This window comes from Streptomyces sp. 351MFTsu5.1 (assembly GCF_000383655.1).
GTDB classification, from domain to species: Bacteria; Actinomycetota; Actinomycetes; order Streptomycetales; family Streptomycetaceae; genus Streptomyces; species Streptomyces griseorubiginosus.
On sequence record NZ_KB911775.1, the window covers coordinates 187,140 to 206,672 of the forward strand.

The window sequence follows — 19,533 nt, forward strand, 5'->3', positions numbered from 1 at the left end:
AGAGTGCGGCCACTGATCCGCAGGGCCGGGGGACAGGGGGATCCCGGATGGTGTCGTCTCGTCGGCGCGTCTCGCGCGCGCCTTCGGCCTTACGTGGCCGGCTCGCGCTGCTGGTCCTGAGTCTCGTCCTGCTGGGCAGCCCCTGGGTCCAGCAGCCCCTCTGGGACCGCTACGAGCGCACGTTCTACATCGAGGCGTCCGACAGTACGACCCTGCGCCGGCTGTTCGAAGCGGCGTTCGTCCCCCGCTGGGACACCTCCTCCGCCCGGTACGGGAACACGTCGGGGCTGGTCGTGAACGACCTCGCCGTCCTGTTCCTGATCGCGTGCCTCGCCTTCTTCCTGTGGCGGATGACGGTCCGCGGGAGAGCGGGCCGGATCCGCTGCCTCGTCGTGGGCCTGACGGTCCCGGTGGCGGCCAACCTGCTGTGGTGGGGCCTGCACACGACCTTCGTGTCCGAGATACGGCTGGGGCCCAGCGACGAGATGCTGGACTACCTGCTGCCCAGCGGCCTCCTGTTCGGGCTGGTGGCGGGTGCCCTGCTGCTGGTGGTCACGACCGGCCTGCCCCGCGGGGGCGGCAGCGCCGGCACGAGTTCCATCGGCGCCGTGACGGCGCCGCTCCGCCGCTGGAGAGAGGGAGGGCCCGGTATGACGACCGCGCCGGTCCACATGCCGGTCGGGAGCGCGCCGGGTGACGTCACCCGGTATCTGTGCGCCGCGGCCTACGTCGACGAGGGCTTCGCCGAACGGGTGGTCGAGGACCTCCTGGCCGACGAGGCCGGCGCCGTGGCGGCCTCCCCCGACGTCGACCTGGTCGCGGTGGTGCGCCACTGTCTGACGGCCCAGGAGCTGCGGCAGCGCCGCGACCTGCGGCTGACCGCGGCCTTCGCCGCGGTGGGGGTGTTCGCGCCCCTGTGGCTGCTGTTCATCACCGTGTTCCTGTCGACCACCCGGCAGGCCGTCACCCGGCCGAGCCTGGCCACCCGTGGCCGCCACCAGCCCCAGGGCAGGGCGCTGGTCGGCACGGCGGTCGCCGCCGGCTTCGCCGTGATCCTCGCCTTCGTCCTCGGCTTCCTCGTCTCCGCGCTGCCCGCCCCCGGCTTCGTGAGCTGGCTGCTGGGCTCCTATCTGGCCGGGGTGCCGGCCGCCCTGCTGTCCGTGGCGGCCGTGGCGTACGCGTACGCCACCGTCGTACGCCACGATCTCGACGTCGACCGGCTGCTGCGCACGACCATGACCCGCGAGGCGTTCGCCCGGCAGCCGCGGCCGACCGTGCCGCGGCGCAAGTGGATGGCGGAGCGGCTGGCGGCCATCAGGGAGGCGCAGGACGGGAACGTCACGGTGTACAGCGGATTCACGCCCTTCATCGGGTACGCGAGGGCCGCCGCGCAGTGGTCCCTCGCGGTGCCGCTGCTGCCCGCGGGCGACCCCGTCGGCGGGCTGTCGCGACCGGGCGGGCCGGAGGCGTTCACCCTCTCCGAGCTCGTCGACCACGTACGCGCGCGACTGCGGACGACCGCGGCGCACGGCGCGGCCGACGCGGCGGTGACGGACGCGGCGCAGGCCCCCGGGGCTTCCGGATCCAACGGAACGGCCGGATCCGACGGACCGGCTGGATCCCCCGCGCCGCTCGACTCCCTCGTCATCGAGGACCGCGTCTTCGCGAGCGGCACCAGCATCGGGGAGGACGCGCGGTTCATCAGGACCAGGAGCCTCTCCCCGGCCGCCCGGCTGTCGGCCGACGAGGTCGAGCGGATCATGGAGCACCCCACCGGTACGGTCCGCCACCATCTGGCGGTCCATGTGCCGCTGTGGGGCGGGGACGTGGTCCCGAGCCTGTTCCTGCACTTCTCGACGACGGGGCGCACGCTGCATCTGCACTGCAGCAACCATGTGCTCGGCCCGGTGCGCGCCGAGTACCACGTCGTGGACCGGTTGCGCGGACCTTTGTCCCCCTCCGCGCGGCGGGGACTGCTGCTGGACGCGGTCCCCCGCACCGGCAAGGCCTTCTACGCGGCGCCGTTGCGGGCACTGCGGCAGGCGTACTTCGACGAGCGGCACAGCAGACGGATGGTGGACGAGCTCCGGGCGCTGGAGCAGGATCCGGTCTACGACTTCGGGGCCCGGGTGAGCGTCCGGGAGCTGGCGCTGAGCCCCGACTACCAGAACTACTTCCAGGTCGTGGACGCCACGCGGATCACCTCCCTGGTGGAGCGGCACACGCTCGCCGCGATCCGTGAGTTCCTCGAGGCGCGCGGCTACGACATCACCGACTTCCGCGCCCAGCAGCAGACCATCCTCAACCAGGGGCTCATCCAGCAGGGCGGCACCAGCATCATCGGCAACCAGGCGATCGGCGCGGGGGCGAGCGCCACACAGAACTTCCCGCAGCAGCAGTCGGGCTCCTCGACGGCGCTCGGTGCCGTGGGCGGGCCCGGACCGGGTGCCGCGGCAGGTTCGGGCACGTAGACAGAGGAGGTCCTCATCATGGGCAGCGACGACGGACGCCAGGACCCTCCGGTCAACAACGGCGTCATGATCAGCGGCGGCACGCACCACGTCGGCAACCAGGCGGTGGGACACGGTGCCCAGGCCTTCTCCGGCTCGGTCTCCTTCCAGCTCCAGGACGCCGAGCGTACGGCGGAACTGCTCGCGTACGTCGAGCGGTTGCTGGACGAACACCGGGCGGCGCTGGCCGACCCGGACGCCACGACCAGGGAACTCCGCCGTCTGCGTGAGGAACTGGACGAGCCCGAACCCGAACCCACGGTTCTGCGCCGGGCCCTGACCCGTCTGAACGAGTTCGTCCAGCCGGTGACACCGTTGGTGGTGGCGGTGGGTCAGCTCGCGCAGTCGGTGCAGGGGTTGCCGGGGCTGTGAGGTGACGCGGCCGGCGGGGCTGTGAGGTGACCCCGTCGGCCGGGCTGTGAGATCACCCCGTCGGCAGGACCGTGAGACGACCCCGCCGGCGGGGCTCGCCCTGCGGAGCCCCCCGCCCTGTGGCACGGTGCTGGGAGGCCACTGGGAAAGGTGCGGGCGTGGGTGATCTCTTTCTGGTGCGGCACGGGGAGACCGAGTGGTCGCGGTCCGGGCGGCACACCGGCTGGACGGACGTACCGCTGACCGAGCACGGCCGGCAGGAGGCGCGCGGCCTGGTGCCACTGATCCGCTCCCACCGCATCGGCGCCGTCCTCGTCAGCCCGCTGCAACGCGCGCGCGAGACCGCGGAACTCATCGGCCTGCACGATCTCCGCGTCGACGTCGACCTGCGCGAGTGGGACTACGGCGGCTACGAGGGCGTCACGACCGTCGAGATCCAGCGGGAGCGCCCGGACTGGTTCCTGTTCACGGACGGTGTCGCGCCCGGTCCGCCCGACCACCCCGGGGAGAGCCCGGAGCAGGTCGGAGAGCGCGCGGACCGGGTCCTGGCCAAGGTGGACGCGGCGCACGCCAACACCGAGGGGTGCGTGGTGCTGGTCGCGCACGGTCACTTCCTGCGGGTCCTCACCGCCCGCCGGCTGGGCCTGCCCGCGTCGGCCGGGGCACTGTTCCAGCTGGCCACGGGGACGCTGTGCCGGCTGGGGACGGAGCACGGGCGGCCGGTGATCTCCGGGTGGAATGTCAGACCCACGTCGTAGCCTTCGAAGCGAAGGGCCGGTGACCCGCGCGGCCCGCGGTGCGGCTTGCTGGACGACCGGCCGTCTCGCCGTGTCCTCGTATCGCCCGTCGCCCGGAAGGAGCACGCCGTGACCCGACCGCCCACCGCAGCCCAGCGGCGTGTCATCGACGCCGCCGATCCCGTCACCGGCCGGCTCAAGGGCACGGAGTCCCAGCTGGACGCGCTGGTCAGGCGTGGTCTCGCCTTCCGGCACCCCCGGCCACCGCACGACCACTTCCTGACCCCGGCCGGCCACCGCGTACGCGAGACGGCCGCCGCGGCTCCCGAGCAGCCCCCCGCCACCGGTCCCACCCCCGCCCCCGGTGTGTTCACGGCCCACGTCGGCGGCACCGAGGAACCCGCCGACGCCGGTCCGGCCCGGGTGCGCGAGGTGCACAGCGCCTGGCAGGGGCTGCTGGAGCTGCGCCGGATGACCAACCCGGACGGCGCCACGGACCGGCCGTGCGGCTGGGAGCGCGGCCACCTCGTCCCGGCGGCCGCCCTGGCCCTGGAGGCGGCCGGCCATCCCCCGGAAGCGGGGGGCGCGCCCGGCTACCGGGTGCGCGCGACCCCGCAGCCGGAGGCCGTCGCCGTGCACGCCCCCGACGCCGAGGCGCTGCGGGCCTGCGCGAGCACGCTGGAGCAGGCGGGCTGGCAGGTCGGCGAGTACACGCAGCCGCGCACCGGAACCCGGTACCTGCTGGCCTCGCCACGCCGGGTGTAGGGGGCACGTGTCAGGATCGGTTCCGGTAACTGCCGTGGCGTGAGAGGGGATTGACGTGAGTGAGCCGTTTTCCGTACCGGTGACCGTCCGCGGGTACGAGACGGACGTACAGGGCCACCTCAACCAGAGCGTGTACCTCAACTACGCCGAGCACGCCCGCTGGTCGCTGCTGAGGGCCGCCGGGATCACCCAGGCCCGGCTCATCGGCAGCGGGGTGGGTCCGGTGGCGCTGGAGACCACCATCCGCTACCTGCGGGAGCTGCTGGCGGGTGACGAGGTGGAGGTGAGCTGCGGTTTCGAGTGGGGCGAGGGCAAGACGTTCCGCATACAGCAGCAGATCCGCAAGAAGGACGGCACCGTGGCGGCCGAGATCACCGCGGTCGGCGGCCTGATGGACCTGAACGCACGACGCCTGGTCCCGAACCCGGGCGAGGTCCTCAAGGGGCTGGCCACGGACCCGGGCCTGCTGTAATCCGCGCTCCCGTGTCCGCACTCGGTGCAGCTCAGACGAGCTCCGGCTCATGCTCGGCGTCGTAGGCGGCGCGCGCCTCGGCGATGTGGACCCTGTTGCGCTCGGCCCAGTCGGTCAGGCGTTGCAGGGTCTCGTGCAGCTCGCGGGCGACGGGCGTGAGTGCGTACTCGACGCGGGGCGGGACCGTCGGGTGCACGGTGCGGGTGACGAGTCCGTCGCGCTCGAGGTTGCGCAGGGTCAGGGTCAGCATGCGGCGGCTGATGCCCTCGATGCTGCGCTCCAACTCGGTGAAGCGGATGGGCCCGTGGGCCGCCGCGACGAGGATCTGGACGCTCCACTTGCCGGCGACCCTGTCAAGAACCTCCCGCACCGGGCACGCGTGCGCGTTCACCACCTGGCTGGTAACACCGGTGTTCCTCTGGGACATCGAAGTGCCTCCTTACGCCGCTCTCCATGGTCACTGACGATGTTCCCCGTTACAAGTCGTGCACCAAGGCCACTTGTCGGAACCATGGAGATTGCGGAGGCCCACGTCACCATGACGGCCATCGTCGAGAACCCTGCGCGCACACCGCGCCGAACATACTCCCGCTGGACGGCCCTCGTCGTCCTGTGCGCGGGGACCCTGATGACGATCCTGGACGGCAACATCGTCACGGTCGCCATGCCGGCCGTCCAGAGCGACCTCGGCTTCTCGGGGCCGGGACTGGCGTGGGTGGTCAACGCCTATCTGATCCCCTTCGGCGGACTGCTGTTGCTGGCGGGCCGGCTCGGCGACCTGGTCGGCCGCAAGCGGATGTTCACGGCCGGGCTGGCCGTGTTCACGGCGGCGTCGGTGCTGTGCGGGGTGGCCGACGGCCAGGGGGTGCTGATCGCGGCGCGCGCCCTCCAGGGCGTCGGCGGGGCGATGACCACGGCCGTGGTCCTCGGCATGCTGGTCGCGCTGTTCCCCGAGCCGCGCGAACAGGCCACGGCCATCGCGGTGTTCAGCGCGGTCGGGGCGGCGGGCGGGGCGCTGGGCACGTTCCTCGGCGGCGCTTTGACGCAGGCACTGAACTGGCACTGGATCTTCCTGATCAACCTGCCGATCGGGCTCGTGGCCCTGCTGGCGGCCGTCCGTGTGCTCGCCCCGGAGGACGGCGAGGGCCTCGGCCGGGGCGCGGACTTCCCGGGGGCCGCGCTGATCACCGGGGCGCTGATGCTGACGGTGTACGTGATCGTCGGTTCGGGCGACCGCGGGAGCTCCGCGACGCTCGTCCTGGCGGCCCTGGCCCTCGTCCTGTTCACGGCGTTCACCCTCCGGCAGGCGCGTGCGGCCCGCCCGCTGCTGAGGCTGCGGCTCTTCGGTTCGCGACTGCTGTCGGGCGCCAACGCCGTCCAGATCCTGATGATCGCCGCCATGTACGGTTTCCAGTTCCTCGGCGCGCTCTACCTCCAACGGGTCCTGGGCTACGGCGAGTTGCTCACCGGTACGGCCTTCCTGCCGGCGCCGATCGTGATCGGGACGCTGATGCTGGGGCTGTCGGCCCGGACGATCGGCCGGTTCGGCGCGTACCGGGTGCTGCTCGCGGGGCTCGTCCTCGTCGTCGCCGGGATGGCCCTGCTGAGCCGTGCGCCGGCCGACGGGTCCTACGTCGTGGACGTGCTGCCCGTGCTGCTTCTGCTGGCCACCGGGTTCGCGGCGGCGATGCCTGCGCTGACCGGGCTGGCCATGGCGGGGGCCCGGCCGGAGGACGCGGGGCTGGCGTCGGGGCTGTTCAACACCACGCAGGTGGTGGGCGGTTCGCTCGGGCTGGCGGTGCTGTCGGTGGTGGCGGCGCGCCGGACGGAGGGGCTGCTCGGCGAGGGGGCTCACCTGGTCGCGGCGACGGCGGAGGGGTACCAGTCGGCGTTCCGGGTGGGGGCGGGGATCGCGGTGACGGCTCTGGTGCTGGCGGCGGTGGTACTGCGCCCACGCAAGGAGACCCGGGACTGACGGACTCACGGGATCGAGCACGGGCTCGGGCTCGGGCAGGGGCTCAGGCTCAGGCAGGGCCCGGGCTACAGCGTGCCGGACCCTGCCCCCGCCCCCGAACATCTCCTGCTCATCCCCCGCCGAACATCTCCCTGTGGTCACGCGCCCACTCCCGATACGTCCGCGCCGGACGGCCCAGCACCTCCGCCACCTCCCCGGTGACCACCTCGTTGCCCCCCTCGGCCACGAAGCGGACACTGCGCAGCAGGGCCTGGGCGGACTCCTCGCTCCAGCCGGAGGCGACCAGCAGGGCGCGGGACTCCGGCGGGGTGAGATCGCGCAGGTCCACACGGCGGCCGAGCACCTCGCCCAGCACACCGGCCTGGTCCTGGGGGCTGAGGGTCTCGGGGCCGGTCAGGGTGTACGTCCGTCCCGCGTGGCCGGGATCGGTCAGTGCGGCTGCCGCGATCTCGGCGACATCGCGCGGGTCCACGACCCCCTGTCGGCCCGAGCCCAGCATGTTCGGCACCGGCTCACCCGAGCGGAGCGGCCCGGCCCAGCTCAGGGTGTTGGACGCGAAGACCGACGGCCGCAGGACGACCCACTCCAGGCCGCTCTCCCGGACCGCCTCCTCACCCCGGCCGTGGGCGACACCGCCCAGGCCGGTCCGGGTGTCACCGGCCATGATCGCCGAGAGCTTCACGATCCGCCGTACCCCGGCCGCCCGTGCGGCTTCGGCCATCCCCCGGTCGCTGTCCGCGTCCTCCGGGCCGAAGACACCCACGAGGAACGCCGAGTCGACGCCTGTCATGGCCGCCGCGAGCGACCCGGCGTCCCGGTGGTGGCCGCGGGCCGCCTCCGCTCCGGGCGGCAGCTGGGCCGCGGCCGGGTCCCGGGTGAGCGCCCGCACCTTCTCACCGCGCGCCAGGAGCTGCCGTAGGACGTCACCGCCGATGGTGCCCGTGGCACCCGTCACCAGAATCATGGCCATCACGGTGGCGGTCGGACCGTCGCGGCCGATAGGAAATTCCGGCACGTTTCGCGGGCCCGGACGCCGGGGTCGTCCGCTTACCGTGGACAGGTGACCGACTCCGCCGCCGAACCCGCCCCGCGCCGCCCGGACGAGCCGCGACCGTGGGTCGTTGAGACCGGCACCGGCACCGGCACCGGCACCGGCACCGGCACCGAGGACGCTGATCAGCCGAAGGTGTTCGTGCGACTGCCGGACCCCGCGACCAAGGTGCTGGTCCGGACCGAGGGGTCCGGCCGACCGGCTCTGCTGGTGTCCGGTCCCAGGGTCCGGGCCACCTACCACCGGGGCAAGCCCTCCGTGTCCTGCACGGAGTTCCTGCTGCCGCCGGGCACCGTGCGGGCGGTGCTGGGCGTGCCGGCCGTCGACCTCGTCGGACGGGTCGTCCCGCTGGGCGCGCTGCCCGGGCGGACCGCGCGGCAGCTGTCGTACGAACTCGGGCGGCTGGACCACGAGGACGCGGTGGACCGGCTCAGGGGCCTCCTTCCGGACCGGCTGCCCACCCGGGCCGACTCGAGGCGGAACGCGCTGCTGCGGGCCGCGGTCACCGCGCTGTCGGTCCGGTCGGACCACATACCCGGCCAGGTCAGGGACGTGGCGCGTGAACTCGCCGTCAGCGAGCGCCAGTTGCGCAACCTGTTCAGCGACGGCATCGGCCTCTCCCCCAAGCACTACGCCCGTGTCGACCGGGTCCGTGCCGTGCTGGCCCACGCCGACGAGCTGCGCTGGGCCGATCTGGCCGCCGCCACCGGCTACTACGACCAGTCCCACATGACGTCCGACTTCCGCACCCTGATGGGTGTCCCGCCGCGTTCCTACTTCACCGGGCGGCTTCCCGCTCCCGGGTCCTGCCAGGCGATCGACAGCCGTTAGCCCTGCACAGCGCTCCTCCGGGAGACTTGGAGACGATGTGGCCTTCCTGTCCAGAGCGGCCGCCCGCCGCACCCTGCTCGCCGCCCTCGGGGCCGGAATGCTGAGCGCCCGGTGGCCGTCGGCCGACCCCGCGGTGCCGAGCGGGCTCGACGCGCCGGCCAAGAAGGATCTCGCGATGCGGCTGGTGTCCAGCGCGGAGAACTCCTCGCTCGACTGGCAGGCGCAGTACGGGTACATCGAGGACATCGGGGACGGCCGCGGTTACACCGCCGGCATCATCGGGTTCTGCTCCGGCACGAGCGACATGCTGGCGCTGGTCGAGCTCTACACGGACCGGGTCCCCGACAACCCCCTCGCCCCCTATCTGCCCGCCCTGCGCGCGGTGGACGGCACCGGCTCGCACGAGGGCCTGGACCCCGGCTTCCCGGCGGCCTGGCGCACGGCGGCGCGGACCTCCGCGTTCCGCGGGGCGCAGCGGGACGAGCGGGACCGCGGCTACTTCGACCCGGCGGTCGCCCGCGCCAAGAAGGACGGTCTCGGCGCGCTCGGGCAGTTCATCTACTACGACGCGATGGTCATGCACGGTCCGGGCAGCGACGCGCGCAGCTTCGGCGGCATCCGAGACCGGGCCCGCGCACAGGCGGACACCCCTGCGGACGGCGGCGACCAGACGGCGTATCTCGACGCCTTTCTGGACGCGCGTGTGCGGGCGATGAGGCAGGAGGTGGCGCACCGGGACGTGAGCCGGGTCGAGACCGCCCAGCGGCTGTTCCTCGCCGCGGGCAATCTCGACCTGGACACTCCGCTCAAGTGGCGTGTGTACGGCGACAGTTACGAGATCGACTGAGCGGGGACGGCTTCCATGGGGTGGGTGACGTCCCGTGCGTCCCGGCCCTCCTGGGCGCCCCGGCCGAGGTGGTTGAAGACCAGGTTCAGCACCACCGCGGCGACACAGCCGGGCGAGATCCCCGAGTCCAGGACGATCTTCGCGGTCTCGGGGAAGGCGTGGTAGAACTCCGGCGCGGTGATCGGGATCATGCCGACGGCCAGCGAGACGGCGACGATCAGGACGTTGTTGTCCCTGTCCAGGCCCGCCTTGGCCAGGGTCTGGATGCCGCTCGCGGCCACCGAGCCGAACAGCACGACCCCGGCGCCGCCGAGCACCGGGCGCGGCACGACGGCGATGAGCGAGGCGGCCACGGGGCACAGGCCCATCAGCACCAGGAAGGCGCCGCCGGTGGCGACGACGTACCGGCTGCGGATCCTCGTCATCGCGACGAGGCCGATGTTCTGGGCGAAGGCGCTGCACATGAAGCCGTTGAACAGGGGGCTGAGGGCCGAACCGAGGGTGTCGGCGCGCAGGCCGGCCGCGATGGTCCGCTCGTCGGCGGGGCGCTCCACGATCTCGCCCAACGCCAGCATGTCCGCGGTGGATTCGGTCATCGAGACCACCATGACCACGCACATCGAGAGGATCGCGGCGAGCTGGAACTGCGGGGCGCCGAAGTGGAAGGGGGCCGGGAAGCCGACGACGGCCGCGTCGGCGACGGGGGTGAAGTCCGTGGCGCCGAAGGGGATCGCGACCAGGGTGCCGGCCACCAGGCCCAGCAGGACGGCCACTTGCTTGACGAAGCCGCGGGTGAAGCGCCGGAGCAGCAGCACGATGGCCAGAGTCGCCGCCGCCAGGCCCAGGTTGGTCGTCGAACCGTAGTCCCGTGCACCGGGGTCGGGTCCCTGCGCCCAGCCGAAGGCGACCGGCAGGAGGGAGACGCCGATCAGGGTGATCACGGTCCCGGTGACGACCGGCGGGAAGAAGCGGATCGCCTTGCTGAAGAAGGGGGCGGCGAGGAAGCCGAGGAGGCCCGCCACGATCACCGCGCCGAAGATGACGGGCAGGGCGTCGGTCTTGTCGTGCGTGGAGGCGACGATCGCGGTCATGGGGGCGACGCCGGCGAAGGTGACGCCGTTGACGAAGGGCAGCCGGGCGCCGATCCGCCAGATGCCGAGGGTCTGGAGGAAGGTGGCGAGGCCCGCGGTGAAGAGGCAGGCGCCGGTCAGGAAGGTGAGGTCGCCGGCGGTGAGGCCGATGGCCGCGCCGACGATCAGGGGTGGGGCGACGACTCCGGCGTACATGGCGGCCACGTGCTGGAGGCCGGTGGTCGCCATCTTCAGGGCGGGGAGTTTCTCGTCGACGGGGTGGACTGACACTGCGGCTCGCCTCCGGGCGGTTACACGTCGGCACTGACGTGGGTTTCATGGAGGTGGTGCGAGTGGTCGTGCGGGACCGTGACGGGACGTTCCCGGGGAGGGAAGGGGGACCGTTCCGGGGCGCGCGCGTCCGACGCGCGCCCCGGGCACGGCCGCCGCGGAACCCGCAACGGGGTCCACGGCTGCCGGCCGAGAGCCGTCCCTCTCGGCCGGAGTCGGGTGAACTGCTCAGTCCTGCGCCGCGATCCGCGCGAGCCGCCGGGCCTGTTCCCGGGTGGAGCGGGCGACGGCGTCCTCGTCGACGTGCAACAGGCGGTTGTTCTCGACGATCTGACGGCCGTTCACGAACGAGGCCGTGACCGGGGCGGCCGCGCCGAAGACCAGCGCGGTCACCGGGTCGGCGATCGAGGCGTGGGCCAGGGTGTCGAGCTTCCACAGCACCAGGTCGGCGAGCTTGCCCGCCTCCAGGGAGCCGGTCTCGGCCGCGCGGCCGAGGACCTGGGCGCCGCCGTAGGTCCCGAGGCGCAGGGCCTGACGGGCGTTCAGGGCGGCCTCCCGGTGGGCGCCGAGCCGGTTGATGAGCAGCGCGTTGCGCAACTCGGTGTGCAGCTCACCGGATTCGTTGGACGCCGTGCCGTCGACGCCGAGGCCGACCGGGACGCCGGCCGCGAGCATGTCGGGGACGCGGGCGATTCCCGCCGCCAGCCGGGCATTCGACGAAGGGCAGTGGGCCACGCCGGTCTTCGTCCGGGCGAACGCGGCGATGTCGGAGTCGTTCATGTGGACGCAGTGCGCCATCCACACGTCCTCGCCGAGCCAGCCGGTGGACTCGAAGTAGTCGGTCGGGCCCATGCCGAACAGTTCCTTGCAGAACTGCTCCTCCTCCACGGTCTCCGAGCCGTGGGTGTGCAGCCGTACCCCGAGGCGGCGGGCCAACTCGGCTCCCTCCCGCAGGAGTTCGGTGGAGACGGAGAACGGCGAGCAGGGTGCGACGGCCACCTGGGTCATGGCGTCGAAGGAGGAGTCGTGGTGCTCCTTGACGGTGGCCTCGGTCGCGGCGAGGGCGCCTTCGAGGGTCTCCACCGCGAAGTCCGGGGGCAGACCGCCGTCCTTCTCGCTGCGGTCCATGGAGCCGCGGGCCAGGGTGAAGCGGACGCCCGTCTCGCGGGCGGCGCGGATGATGGCGCCGGACAGGTCGCCCGAGTCCTTCGGGAAGACGTAGTGGTGGTCCATCGCGGTGGTCACGCCACCGCGGGCCATCATCGCGAGCGACCCCTGGGCGGCGGCGTAGACCATTTCCTCGTCGATGCGCGCCCACGTCGGGTACAGCGCGACGAGCCAGTTGAAGAGGTTGTGGTCGGTGGCCAGGCCCCGGGTGATCCACTGGTAGTAGTGGTGGTGGGTGTTGACCAGGCCGGGCGTCACCAGGTGACCGGTGGCGTCGATCCGGCGCACCACGTCCTGGAGGCCCTGGGGGGCCGGGCCCGCGCCGAGGGACTCGATGCGGTTGCCGGCGATGACGACATGGCCGGAGGCGTACTCGGTGTCGTCGGCGTCTACGGTCGCGATCGAACAGTTCTCGATCACGATGCGCTGAACTGCTGTCATGGTGCGCCCCTCAGAGGGTGGTCAGGTCCGCGGGGATCCTCGCCTCGCGGCCGTCCCGCAGGACGGTCGCCTCGATCAGGCCGTAGGGCCGGTCGGCGGCGAAGTACACCTCGTTGTCGTTCTTGAGCCCGAAGGGCTCCAGGTCCACCAGGAAATGGTGCTTGTTGGGAAGCGAGAAGCGGACCTCGTCGATCTCGGCGCGGTTCTCGATGATCCGCGAGCCCATCTGGTACAGGGTCTGCTGGAGCGAGAGGGAGTAGGTCTCGGCGAAGGCCCGCAGCATGTGCTGCCTGGTCTGCTCGTAGGACGCGTCCCAGTCGGGCATCTCCTGGGCGTCGTCGGTCCAGTTGAAGCGCCAGCGGCCGGAGACGTCGGTGGCCAGGATGCGGTCGTAGGCCTCGGGCAGGGTCGTGTACTTGTCCTTGGCGTAGCCCCAGAACTCGGAGTCGGTCGAGTTCAGCACGGTCAGGTCCTTGAGGCCGGAGACGACCTCCCACGACGAGCCGTCGTAGGTGATCTGGGCGAGCCGGGTCTCCTGGCCCTTGCGCACGAAGGAGTGCCTGGCCTCGCCGGGTATCGCGATCCGCTCCCAGGTGTACTCCTCGATCCGGATCCGGGCCCGGTGGATGGGCTCCTGACTCGTGACGAAGTGCCGGGCGAGGTGGATGCCGAACTGCTCGGCGGACTCGATGCCGTGCTCCTTGGCGAACGCGTACACCGTGTTCTTGGTGGTGTCGGTCGGCAGGACACTGGCGTTGGAGCCGGAGTAGTGGACCTCGTCCATGTCGCCGCTCAGCGACACCGAGACGTTGAGGTCCTTGATGTGGTGGGTGGCGCCGTCCCGCGTGATCCTGACGACTCGGTTCTCGGCCTTGCCGTACTGGTTCTGTCCAAGAATGGGCATAGCTAGCTCCCTCGGTATACGGAGTAGCCGAACGGGTTGAGCAGCAGCGGTACGTGGTAGTGCTCGCCGGGTTCGACGGCGAACGTGATCGCCACCTCCGGGAAGAACGCTCCGGCACCGCTGTCCCGATTCGCGGGGGCGTCCTGCTGCGCATCGGCTTGCTTCTTCAAGAAGTACGGTTCGACCTCGAAGTCGAGCCGTACGTGGCTGGTCCCCTCCGGCAGTGCCGGCAGGTCCTTGCACCGGCCGTCCGCGTCGGTCGCGGAGCCGCCGAGCGCCTGCCAGTCGGCGTCCCGGCCACTGCGGGCCGCGAGCCGGACGGCGACTCCCCCGGCGGGGCGGCCGACGCTGGTGTCCAGGATGTGCGTGGACACGGAGGCGGTGGTGCTGGTGCTCATGGTCAGGTGTCCTCTTCGGCGATGCGGGCGAGCCGGATACGGTTGATCTTCCCCAGCTCGGTGCGGACGATCTCGCGCTCCTGTTCCGGCGCGTTGCCGATCCGCTCCTTGACCGCGTCCCGCATCTCCTCGGCGCTGCGGCCGGTCGCGCAGATCAGGAAGACATGGCCGAACCGCTCCTGGTACGCCAGGTTGAGTTCGAGCATCTCGGCCTTGAGCGCGTCGTCGGCCGAGGCCATGCCGGACTGCTCCCGGGCGGAGGCCGGGTCGCCCGGCTTGGGCCGGCCGATCGGCGGGTGCCCGCCCATCGCCTCGCCGAGGTCGTCGGCGGTCAGCTCGGCCATGGCGGCGTCGCTGGTGGCGTAGAGGTCGTCCGCTGTGTCGTAGGGGCGGGCGGCGAGCAGACGCCGAGCCCACGCCGTGGAGGCGCACGCCTCGAGGAGGACGGCACGCGCCGCGGGCTCCTCCAGGACGTTGAACCGGGCCAGGCCGGGGGGCGTGGAAGTCGAAGTCACGACAGTCAGCTAACGCCCCGACGCGACATCACGTCAACACTTTGTTGAAAATTCGGGATGACGAAACCCGCACAGCCGTGTTGCCTACGATTTGTCCCGGTTCAGATAGTTGTAGACGGTGAAGCGGCTCACCCCGAGCGCGCTCGCCACTGTCTCCACACCATGCCGCACCGAGAAGGCGCCGCGCGCCTCCAGCACCCGTACGACCTCCTGCTTGGCCTTGCGGTCGAGGTCGGCGAGCGGCATCCCGCGCTTGCGCTCCATGGCGGCCAGGATGTGGTCGAGGGAGTCCGCGAGCTGGGGCAGCCGTACGGCGACGACGTCGGCGCCCTCCCAGGCGAGCACGACGTCGTCAGGGCCCGCCTCGTCCGGCGGCAGCAGCTCGCCGCCCATGGCGTCGACCAGCGGCTTGACCGCCGCGATGAACGACTCGTCGGCGCTCACACGTCCCCTTCCGCGACCACGTTGACCTGGAGGGAGATCCGGGTGGCGCCCGCGGCGAGGGCCTTGTGCAGCAGGGCGTCCACGGCGCCGAGCACCTGGTCGGCGCCACCCTCGGCGGTGTTGCCGAACGGACCGACGTCCACCGCGTCCAGTTCGGCCGCCTCGACGACCTCGCGGGCCACCAGGGCGTGCGCCGGGGCCTCGTCGAGGTCGAAGGGCTCGGTCGTGAACTCCACTCTCAATCGCACGCGCACAACCTAACCCGCGGTGCGGCTTTCCGCCGGGCCCTCTTGACAACGCCTTCGACCCGACGGCAATCTTCCAATAAGCAGAAATTAACTTCCGCATTACGGAAATACTCGAAACGGAAGGGAGCGCCGGGTCCATGGGATTCGCAGAGCAGCGCTTCAACGTCAACCTGTCGATCCTCTTCACGGAACTCCCGCTCCTGGAGCGCCCCGCGGCAGCCGCCGCGGCCGGCTTCACCGCGGTCGAGCTGTGGTGGCCCTGGATCGACACCCCCACCCCCGAGCAGTCGGAGCTCGACGCCCTGAAGCGGGCCGTCGAGGACGCGGGCGTCCAGCTCACGGGCCTGAACTTCTACGCCGGCGAGCTGCCGGGACCCGACCGCGGCGCCCTGTCGATCCCGGGCGAGGAGTCGGAGCGGTTCCGCGCCAACATCGACGTGGCCGCCGACTTCGCCGGATCGCTGGGCGCCACGGCGCTCAACGCGCTCTACGGCAACCGCGTCGACGGCGTGGACCCGGCCGAGCAGGACGCACTGGCGCTGGAGAACCTGGTCCTGGCGGCCCGCGCGGCCGACCGGATCGGCGCGGTCCTGCTGGTCGAGGCCCTCAACAGGCCCGAGTCGCCCCGGTACCCGCTGGTGAGCGCACAGGCCGCGGTCGGGATCGTCGACAAGGTCAACGCGGCGAGCGGCCTCGGCAACGCCCGCTTCCTCATGGACCTCTACCACCTGTCCATGAACGGCGAGGACCTCCCGGCGGTGATCGAGGAGTTCACCCCGAAGACCGGGCACGTCCAGATCGCCGACAACCCCGGACGCGGCGCACCCGGCACCGGGACGCTGCCGCTGGAGGAGCTGCTGGGCCTGCTGGCCAAGGCCGGTTACGACGGCTGGGTCGGCCTGGAGTGCAAGCCCGGCGACCGCCCGAGTTCCGAGGCCTTCGACTGGCTCGCCCGCTGACCCCCCTTACACACCGAGAGGCACCCCCGACATGAGCAGTCTCCCCAAGATCGCCTGGATAGGCCTCGGCATCATGGGCTCCCCCATGTCCGAGAACCTGGTCAAGGCGGGCTACGACGTCACCGGGTACACCCTGGAGCAGGACAAGCTGGACCGGCTGGCCGCCGCCGGTGGCACCGCGGCCGCCTCGATCGCCGAGGCCGTGCGCGACGCCGACGTCATCATCACGATGGTGCCCGCGTCCCCGCAGGTCGAGGCCATCGCCTACGGCCCGGACGGCATCCTCGCCCACGCCCGTCCCGGCGCCCTGCTGATCGACATGTCCTCGATCACCCCGCAGACCTCGGTGGACCTCGCGAAGGCCGCCGCGGAGAAGGGCGTCCGGGTCCTGGACGCGCCCGTCTCCGGCGGCGAGGCCGGAGCGATCGAGGCGGTGCTGTCCATCATGGTCGGCGGCGAGCAGGCCGACTTCGACGAGGCCGAGCCGGTCTTCGAGGCGCTGGGCAGGACCATCGTGCTGTGCGGTCCGCACGGCTCGGGGCAGACCGTGAAGGCCGCGAACCAGCTGATCGTCGCCGTGAACATCCAGGCGTGCGCCGAGGCCGTGGTGTTCCTGGAGAAGTCGGGCGTGAACCTGAAGGCCGCGCTGGACGTCCTGAACGGCGGTCTCGCCGGCTCGACCGTGCTGACCCGCAAGAAGGACAACTTCCTCCAGCGCGACTTCAAGCCGGGCTTCCGGATCGACCTGCACCACAAGGACATGGGCATCGTCACCGACGCGGCCCGCACGGTCGGCGCGGCCCTGCCGGTCGGCGCGGTGGTCGCCCAACTGGTCGCGAGTCTGCGTGCGCAGGGCGACGGGGGCCTGGACCACTCGGCGCTGCTGCGGGCCGTGGAGCGCCTGTCCGGCGCCCAGGTCTGACGCCCCCTCCAAGACCCCGGGCGGCGCCCTCGCCGACATCTGTCCTGTCGCGCCCAGGCGGTGGCGCCGCCCGGCACCACAACTCCTGTGAGACTCCCTGCCCCGACGCACCGGCGACCCGGATGAGGGGTGGTCGCCCGGGGGCGTCCGGGCAGGGAACGGACCGCGGCGGTGTGCGAGCCAGTGCGGTGGTGAAGGCGCCGGGATCCTCTTCCTCGACCTGAGGGGAGGGGGGTTGCCGGTACCGTCGCCGCCGCCGCGGTCCTGCGCGGGATACGGCTCTGCCGTGTCCCGCGCGTTGTTGTGTTCGGGTGCGTTGTGGCTGGTCGCGCAGTTCCCCGCGCCCCTGAGTCGGTGCAGTCCGAGCATGCCTCTCTGCAACCCACCTAGGGGCGCGGGGAACTGCGCGACCAGCCCCCACCGGCCCGCAGCCGACGTACAAACCTCAAATCAACCTCTGAACACGACTCAGGGGGCTTCAACTCACCCCCGCCTCGGGCACATTCTCATCACGTGAGGTTCGCCGGCACGGGGGCGGCGGGCCGCACGACGGGGGACGGCTTCGGGGGAGCCGGGCACAGGAAAGGGCGGTCCGACCATCACGGTGGGACCGCCCTTCAGCTGTGCGCGGTGTCAGACTTCCCGCGGTGTCAGACCTTCAGCGTCCTGATCGACGTCGGCGCGTGCGCCGGTTCCGTCGCGAGCTCCTCGAACTCGACCACGTTTCCGATGTCGTTGGTGGTGGACATCGCGATGTTGGTGACCCGCTCCAGGATCGCCTCGACGACGACCGGGACCTGGAACTCCGCGGCCAGCTTCTTCGCCTGTTCCAGCGCGGCGCCCAACTCCGCCGGGTCGGTCACCCGGATCGCCTTGCAGCCCAGACCCTCGGCGACCTTCACATGGTCGACGCCGTAGACGCCCAGCTCCGGGGAGTTGACGTTCTCGAACTCCAGGTTGACCTGGAAGTCGATGTCGAAGGCGCGCTGGGCCTGGCGGATCAGGCCCAGGTAGGAGTTGTTCACCAGGACGTGGATGTACGGGATCCGGTGCTGCGCCCCGACGGCCAGCTCCTCGATCATGAACTGGAAGTCGTAGTCCCCGGAGAGCGCCACGACCTGTGCCTCCGGGTCGGCCTTGGCGACGCCCAGCGCGGCCGGGATCGTCCAGCCGAGGGGGCCGGCCTGGCCGCAGTTGATCCAGTGCCGCGGCCTGAAGACGTGCAGCATCTGGGCGCCGGCGATCTGCGAGAGGCCGATGGTGGAGACGTACCGGGTCTCCGGGCCGAAGGCCTTGTTCATCTCCTCGTAGACGCGCTGCGGCTTGATGGGGATGTCGTCGAAGTGCGTACGGCGCTGGAGGGTCGCCTTCTTCTCCTGCGCGGACGCGGCCCAGGCACCGCGGTCGGGCAGCCTGCCCGCCGCCTTCAACTCCCGTGCCACCTCGACGAAGAGAGCAAGGGCCGCCTTGGCGTCGGAGGCGATGCCGTAGTCCGGGGCGAAGATCCGTCCGATCTGGGTGGGCTCCACGTCGACGTGGACGAAGGTCCGGCCGGCCGTGTAGACGTCCAGCTTGCCGGTGTGGCGGTTGGCCCAGCGGTTGCCGATGCCGAGGACGAAGTCGGACTCCAGGAAGGTCGCGTTGCCGTAGCGGAGCGAGGTCTGGAGGCCCACCATGCCGGCGTTGAGCTCGTGGTCGTCGGGCAGCACGCCCCAGCCCATGAGGGTCGGGACGACCGGGGTGCCGGTCAACTCGGCGAACTCGACGAGGAGTTCGGCGGCGTCGGCGTTGATGACTCCGCCGCCGGCGACGATCAGCGGGCGCTCGGACGCGTTCAGCATCCCGATCGCCTTCTCGATCTGCGCGCGGCTCGCGGCCGGCTTGTAGACCGGGAGGGGCTCGTACGTCTCCGGGTCGAACTCGATCTCGGTCAGCTGGACGTCGATCGGCAGGTCGATCAGGACCGGCCCCGGACGACCGGAGCGCATCAGGTGGAAGGCCTGCTGGAAGACGCCGGGGACCTGGGCGGCCTCGAGGACGGTGACGGCCATCTTGGTCACCGGGCCCGCGATGGACGCGATGTCGACGGCCTGGAAGTCCTCCTTGTGGATCACGGCGGTCGGGGCCTGGCCCGTGATGCACAGGATCGGGACGGAGTCGCCGGTGGCGGAGTACAGCCCGGTGATCATGTCGGTGCCGGCGGGGCCCGAAGTCCCGATGCAGACGCCGATGTTGCCCGGGCGGGTCCTGGTGTACCCCTCGGCCATGTGCGAGGCGCCCTCGACATGGCGGGCGAGGGTGTGGTGGATGCCCCCGGACGCCTTGAGCGCGGCGTAGAAGGGGTTGATCGCCGCGCCGGGCACGCCGAACGCGTCCGTGACGCCTTCGCGTTTGAGGATCTCAACTGCCGCGCGGGCAGCGGTCATTCGAGCCATCGAGTACTCCTGCTTCGACTGCTTCAACTGTGTCGGCTGTCGGATGCGTACTCCCGTCGCGCCCCGCGGTGAGTGCTTCCGTAATACGGAATATATTTTCTGCTATCTGGAAGCAATGTAGGTCGGTGGGTGAAGACCGTCAAGAGGCGGACAACGGGCCGGGTCCTGGAGGACGATGT

The 19,533-nt window shown here is 71.5% G+C and carries 20 protein-coding genes; 10 read left to right on the plus strand and 10 right to left on the minus strand.

The genetic code is table 11. The features are described 5' to 3' along the window. Positions 1–47 precede the first annotated feature (47 nt). From H295_RS0100830 to H295_RS0100850, 5 genes are all read left to right on the plus strand, one after another. Positions 48–2,471, plus strand: coding sequence for a hypothetical protein (locus H295_RS0100830; RefSeq protein ID WP_020133443.1), 2,424 nt, complete (start codon positions 48–50; stop codon positions 2,469–2,471). Between the two features lie 18 nt (positions 2,472–2,489). Next, the gene (locus tag H295_RS0100835; RefSeq protein ID WP_020133444.1) at positions 2,490–2,882 is read left to right on the plus strand and encodes a DUF5955 family protein; all 393 of its coding nucleotides are present in this window, start codon (positions 2,490–2,492) and stop codon (positions 2,880–2,882) included. 158 nt (positions 2,883–3,040) lie between these two features. Beyond that, positions 3,041–3,640 (plus strand): histidine phosphatase family protein, encoded by a 600-nt coding sequence (locus tag H295_RS0100840; protein ID WP_020133445.1) that lies wholly within the window; start codon positions 3,041–3,043, stop codon positions 3,638–3,640. A 108-nt stretch (positions 3,641–3,748) separates the two neighbouring features. Further along, positions 3,749–4,384: a hypothetical protein gene (locus H295_RS0100845; RefSeq protein WP_020133446.1), complete on the plus strand. Its 636-nt coding sequence runs from the start codon at positions 3,749–3,751 to the stop codon at positions 4,382–4,384. Between the two features lie 55 nt (positions 4,385–4,439). Beyond that, entirely contained in the window at positions 4,440–4,856 is a 417-nt protein-coding gene (locus H295_RS0100850) for an acyl-CoA thioesterase (protein ID WP_028808919.1), read from the plus strand. Between the two features lie 31 nt (positions 4,857–4,887). On the opposite strand, the gene H295_RS0100855 is transcribed toward H295_RS0100850, so the two are convergent. After that, complete coding sequence (locus H295_RS0100855; protein WP_020133448.1) at positions 4,888–5,283, minus strand: winged helix-turn-helix transcriptional regulator; 396 nt, start codon at positions 5,281–5,283, stop codon at positions 4,888–4,890. Between the two features lie 84 nt (positions 5,284–5,367). Between H295_RS0100855 and H295_RS0100860 the strand changes: the two genes are divergently transcribed. Continuing rightward, entirely contained in the window at positions 5,368–6,831 is a 1,464-nt protein-coding gene (locus H295_RS0100860; RefSeq protein ID WP_020133449.1) for an MFS transporter, read from the plus strand. Between the two features lie 109 nt (positions 6,832–6,940). Here the strand turns inward: H295_RS0100860 and H295_RS0100865 are convergent, their stop codons facing one another. Then, on the minus strand, positions 6,941–7,804 hold the full coding sequence (locus H295_RS0100865; protein ID WP_020133450.1) for an NAD(P)H-binding protein: 864 nt from the start codon (positions 7,802–7,804) through the stop codon (positions 6,941–6,943). A gap of 87 nt (positions 7,805–7,891) precedes the next feature. Here H295_RS0100865 and H295_RS0100870 point away from each other — a divergent pair, with 87 nt between their 5' ends. Continuing rightward, complete coding sequence (locus H295_RS0100870; protein ID WP_020133451.1) at positions 7,892–8,713, plus strand: AraC family transcriptional regulator; 822 nt, start codon at positions 7,892–7,894, stop codon at positions 8,711–8,713. Positions 8,714–8,810: 97 nt separating this feature from the next. Next, positions 8,811–9,560: a chitosanase gene (locus H295_RS0100875; protein ID WP_078616543.1), complete on the plus strand. Its 750-nt coding sequence runs from the start codon at positions 8,811–8,813 to the stop codon at positions 9,558–9,560. On the opposite strand, the gene H295_RS0100880 is transcribed toward H295_RS0100875, so the two are convergent. The 7 genes from H295_RS0100880 to H295_RS0100910 all read right to left on the minus strand — a co-directional run bounded on the left by H295_RS0100880 (position 9,545) and on the right by H295_RS0100910 (position 15,038). Further along, complete coding sequence (locus H295_RS0100880; protein ID WP_020133453.1) at positions 9,545–10,921, minus strand: nucleobase:cation symporter-2 family protein; 1,377 nt, start codon at positions 10,919–10,921, stop codon at positions 9,545–9,547. The two genes, H295_RS0100875 and H295_RS0100880, sit on opposite strands and share 16 nt — an antisense overlap. A 228-nt stretch (positions 10,922–11,149) precedes the next feature. Continuing rightward, a complete protein-coding gene (locus H295_RS0100885) occupies positions 11,150–12,529 on the minus strand; it encodes an 8-oxoguanine deaminase (protein WP_028808921.1) in 1,380 nt (459 codons plus the stop codon). Between the two features lie 10 nt (positions 12,530–12,539). Then, entirely contained in the window at positions 12,540–13,433 is an 894-nt protein-coding gene (pucL, locus tag H295_RS0100890) for a factor-independent urate hydroxylase (protein WP_020133455.1), read from the minus strand. A 2-nt stretch (positions 13,434–13,435) separates the two neighbouring features. After that, entirely contained in the window at positions 13,436–13,831 is a 396-nt protein-coding gene (gene uraH, locus H295_RS0100895) for a hydroxyisourate hydrolase (RefSeq protein ID WP_020133456.1), read from the minus strand. 2 nt (positions 13,832–13,833) lie between these two features. Then, entirely contained in the window at positions 13,834–14,346 is a 513-nt protein-coding gene (gene uraD / locus H295_RS0100900) for a 2-oxo-4-hydroxy-4-carboxy-5-ureidoimidazoline decarboxylase (protein WP_020133457.1), read from the minus strand. A gap of 84 nt (positions 14,347–14,430) precedes the next feature. Continuing rightward, positions 14,431–14,739, minus strand: coding sequence for a helix-turn-helix domain-containing protein (locus H295_RS0100905; RefSeq protein ID WP_199788551.1), 309 nt, complete (start codon positions 14,737–14,739; stop codon positions 14,431–14,433). Between the two features lie 47 nt (positions 14,740–14,786). Then, the gene (locus tag H295_RS0100910; protein WP_043216915.1) at positions 14,787–15,038 is read right to left on the minus strand and encodes a hypothetical protein; all 252 of its coding nucleotides are present in this window, start codon (positions 15,036–15,038) and stop codon (positions 14,787–14,789) included. A gap of 137 nt (positions 15,039–15,175) precedes the next feature. On the opposite strand from H295_RS0100910, the gene H295_RS0100915 reads away from it, so the two are divergent. Continuing rightward, positions 15,176–15,997, plus strand: a complete 822-nt coding sequence (locus tag H295_RS0100915) for a TIM barrel protein (protein WP_020133460.1) — start codon at positions 15,176–15,178, stop codon at positions 15,995–15,997. Between the two features lie 31 nt (positions 15,998–16,028). Next, positions 16,029–16,919, plus strand: coding sequence for a 2-hydroxy-3-oxopropionate reductase (locus H295_RS0100920; protein WP_020133461.1), 891 nt, complete (start codon positions 16,029–16,031; stop codon positions 16,917–16,919). Between the two features lie 650 nt (positions 16,920–17,569). Here the strand turns inward: H295_RS0100920 and gcl are convergent. Then, entirely contained in the window at positions 17,570–19,354 is a 1,785-nt protein-coding gene (gene gcl / locus H295_RS0100925) for a glyoxylate carboligase (protein WP_028808922.1), read from the minus strand. Positions 19,355–19,533 lie beyond the last annotated feature (179 nt).

Excerpts from the sequence above, each read along its gene's own strand:
- H295_RS0100875 (WP_078616543.1), top strand. The coding sequence starts at position 8,811 with ATGCTGAGCGCCCGGTGGCCGTCGGCCGACCCCGCGGTGCCGAGCGGG.
- H295_RS0100855 (WP_020133448.1), bottom strand. The coding sequence starts at position 5,283 with ATGTCCCAGAGGAACACCGGTGTTACCAGCCAGGTGGTGAACGCGCAC.
- uraH (WP_020133456.1), bottom strand. The coding sequence starts at position 13,831 with ATGAGCACCAGCACCACCGCCTCCGTGTCCACGCACATCCTGGACACC.
- pucL (WP_020133455.1), bottom strand. The coding sequence starts at position 13,433 with ATGCCCATTCTTGGACAGAACCAGTACGGCAAGGCCGAGAACCGAGTC.
- H295_RS0100885 (WP_028808921.1), bottom strand. The coding sequence starts at position 12,529 with ATGACAGCAGTTCAGCGCATCGTGATCGAGAACTGTTCGATCGCGACC.
- H295_RS0100860 (WP_020133449.1), top strand. The coding sequence starts at position 5,368 with ATGGAGATTGCGGAGGCCCACGTCACCATGACGGCCATCGTCGAGAAC.
- H295_RS0100835 (WP_020133444.1), top strand. The coding sequence starts at position 2,490 with ATGGGCAGCGACGACGGACGCCAGGACCCTCCGGTCAACAACGGCGTC.
- H295_RS0100915 (WP_020133460.1), top strand. The coding sequence starts at position 15,176 with ATGGGATTCGCAGAGCAGCGCTTCAACGTCAACCTGTCGATCCTCTTC.
- gcl (WP_028808922.1), bottom strand. The coding sequence starts at position 19,354 with ATGGCTCGAATGACCGCTGCCCGCGCGGCAGTTGAGATCCTCAAACGC.
- H295_RS0100920 (WP_020133461.1), top strand. The coding sequence starts at position 16,029 with ATGAGCAGTCTCCCCAAGATCGCCTGGATAGGCCTCGGCATCATGGGC.
- H295_RS0100905 (WP_199788551.1), bottom strand. The coding sequence starts at position 14,739 with ATGGGCGGCGAGCTGCTGCCGCCGGACGAGGCGGGCCCTGACGACGTC.
- H295_RS0100830 (WP_020133443.1), top strand. The coding sequence starts at position 48 with ATGGTGTCGTCTCGTCGGCGCGTCTCGCGCGCGCCTTCGGCCTTACGT.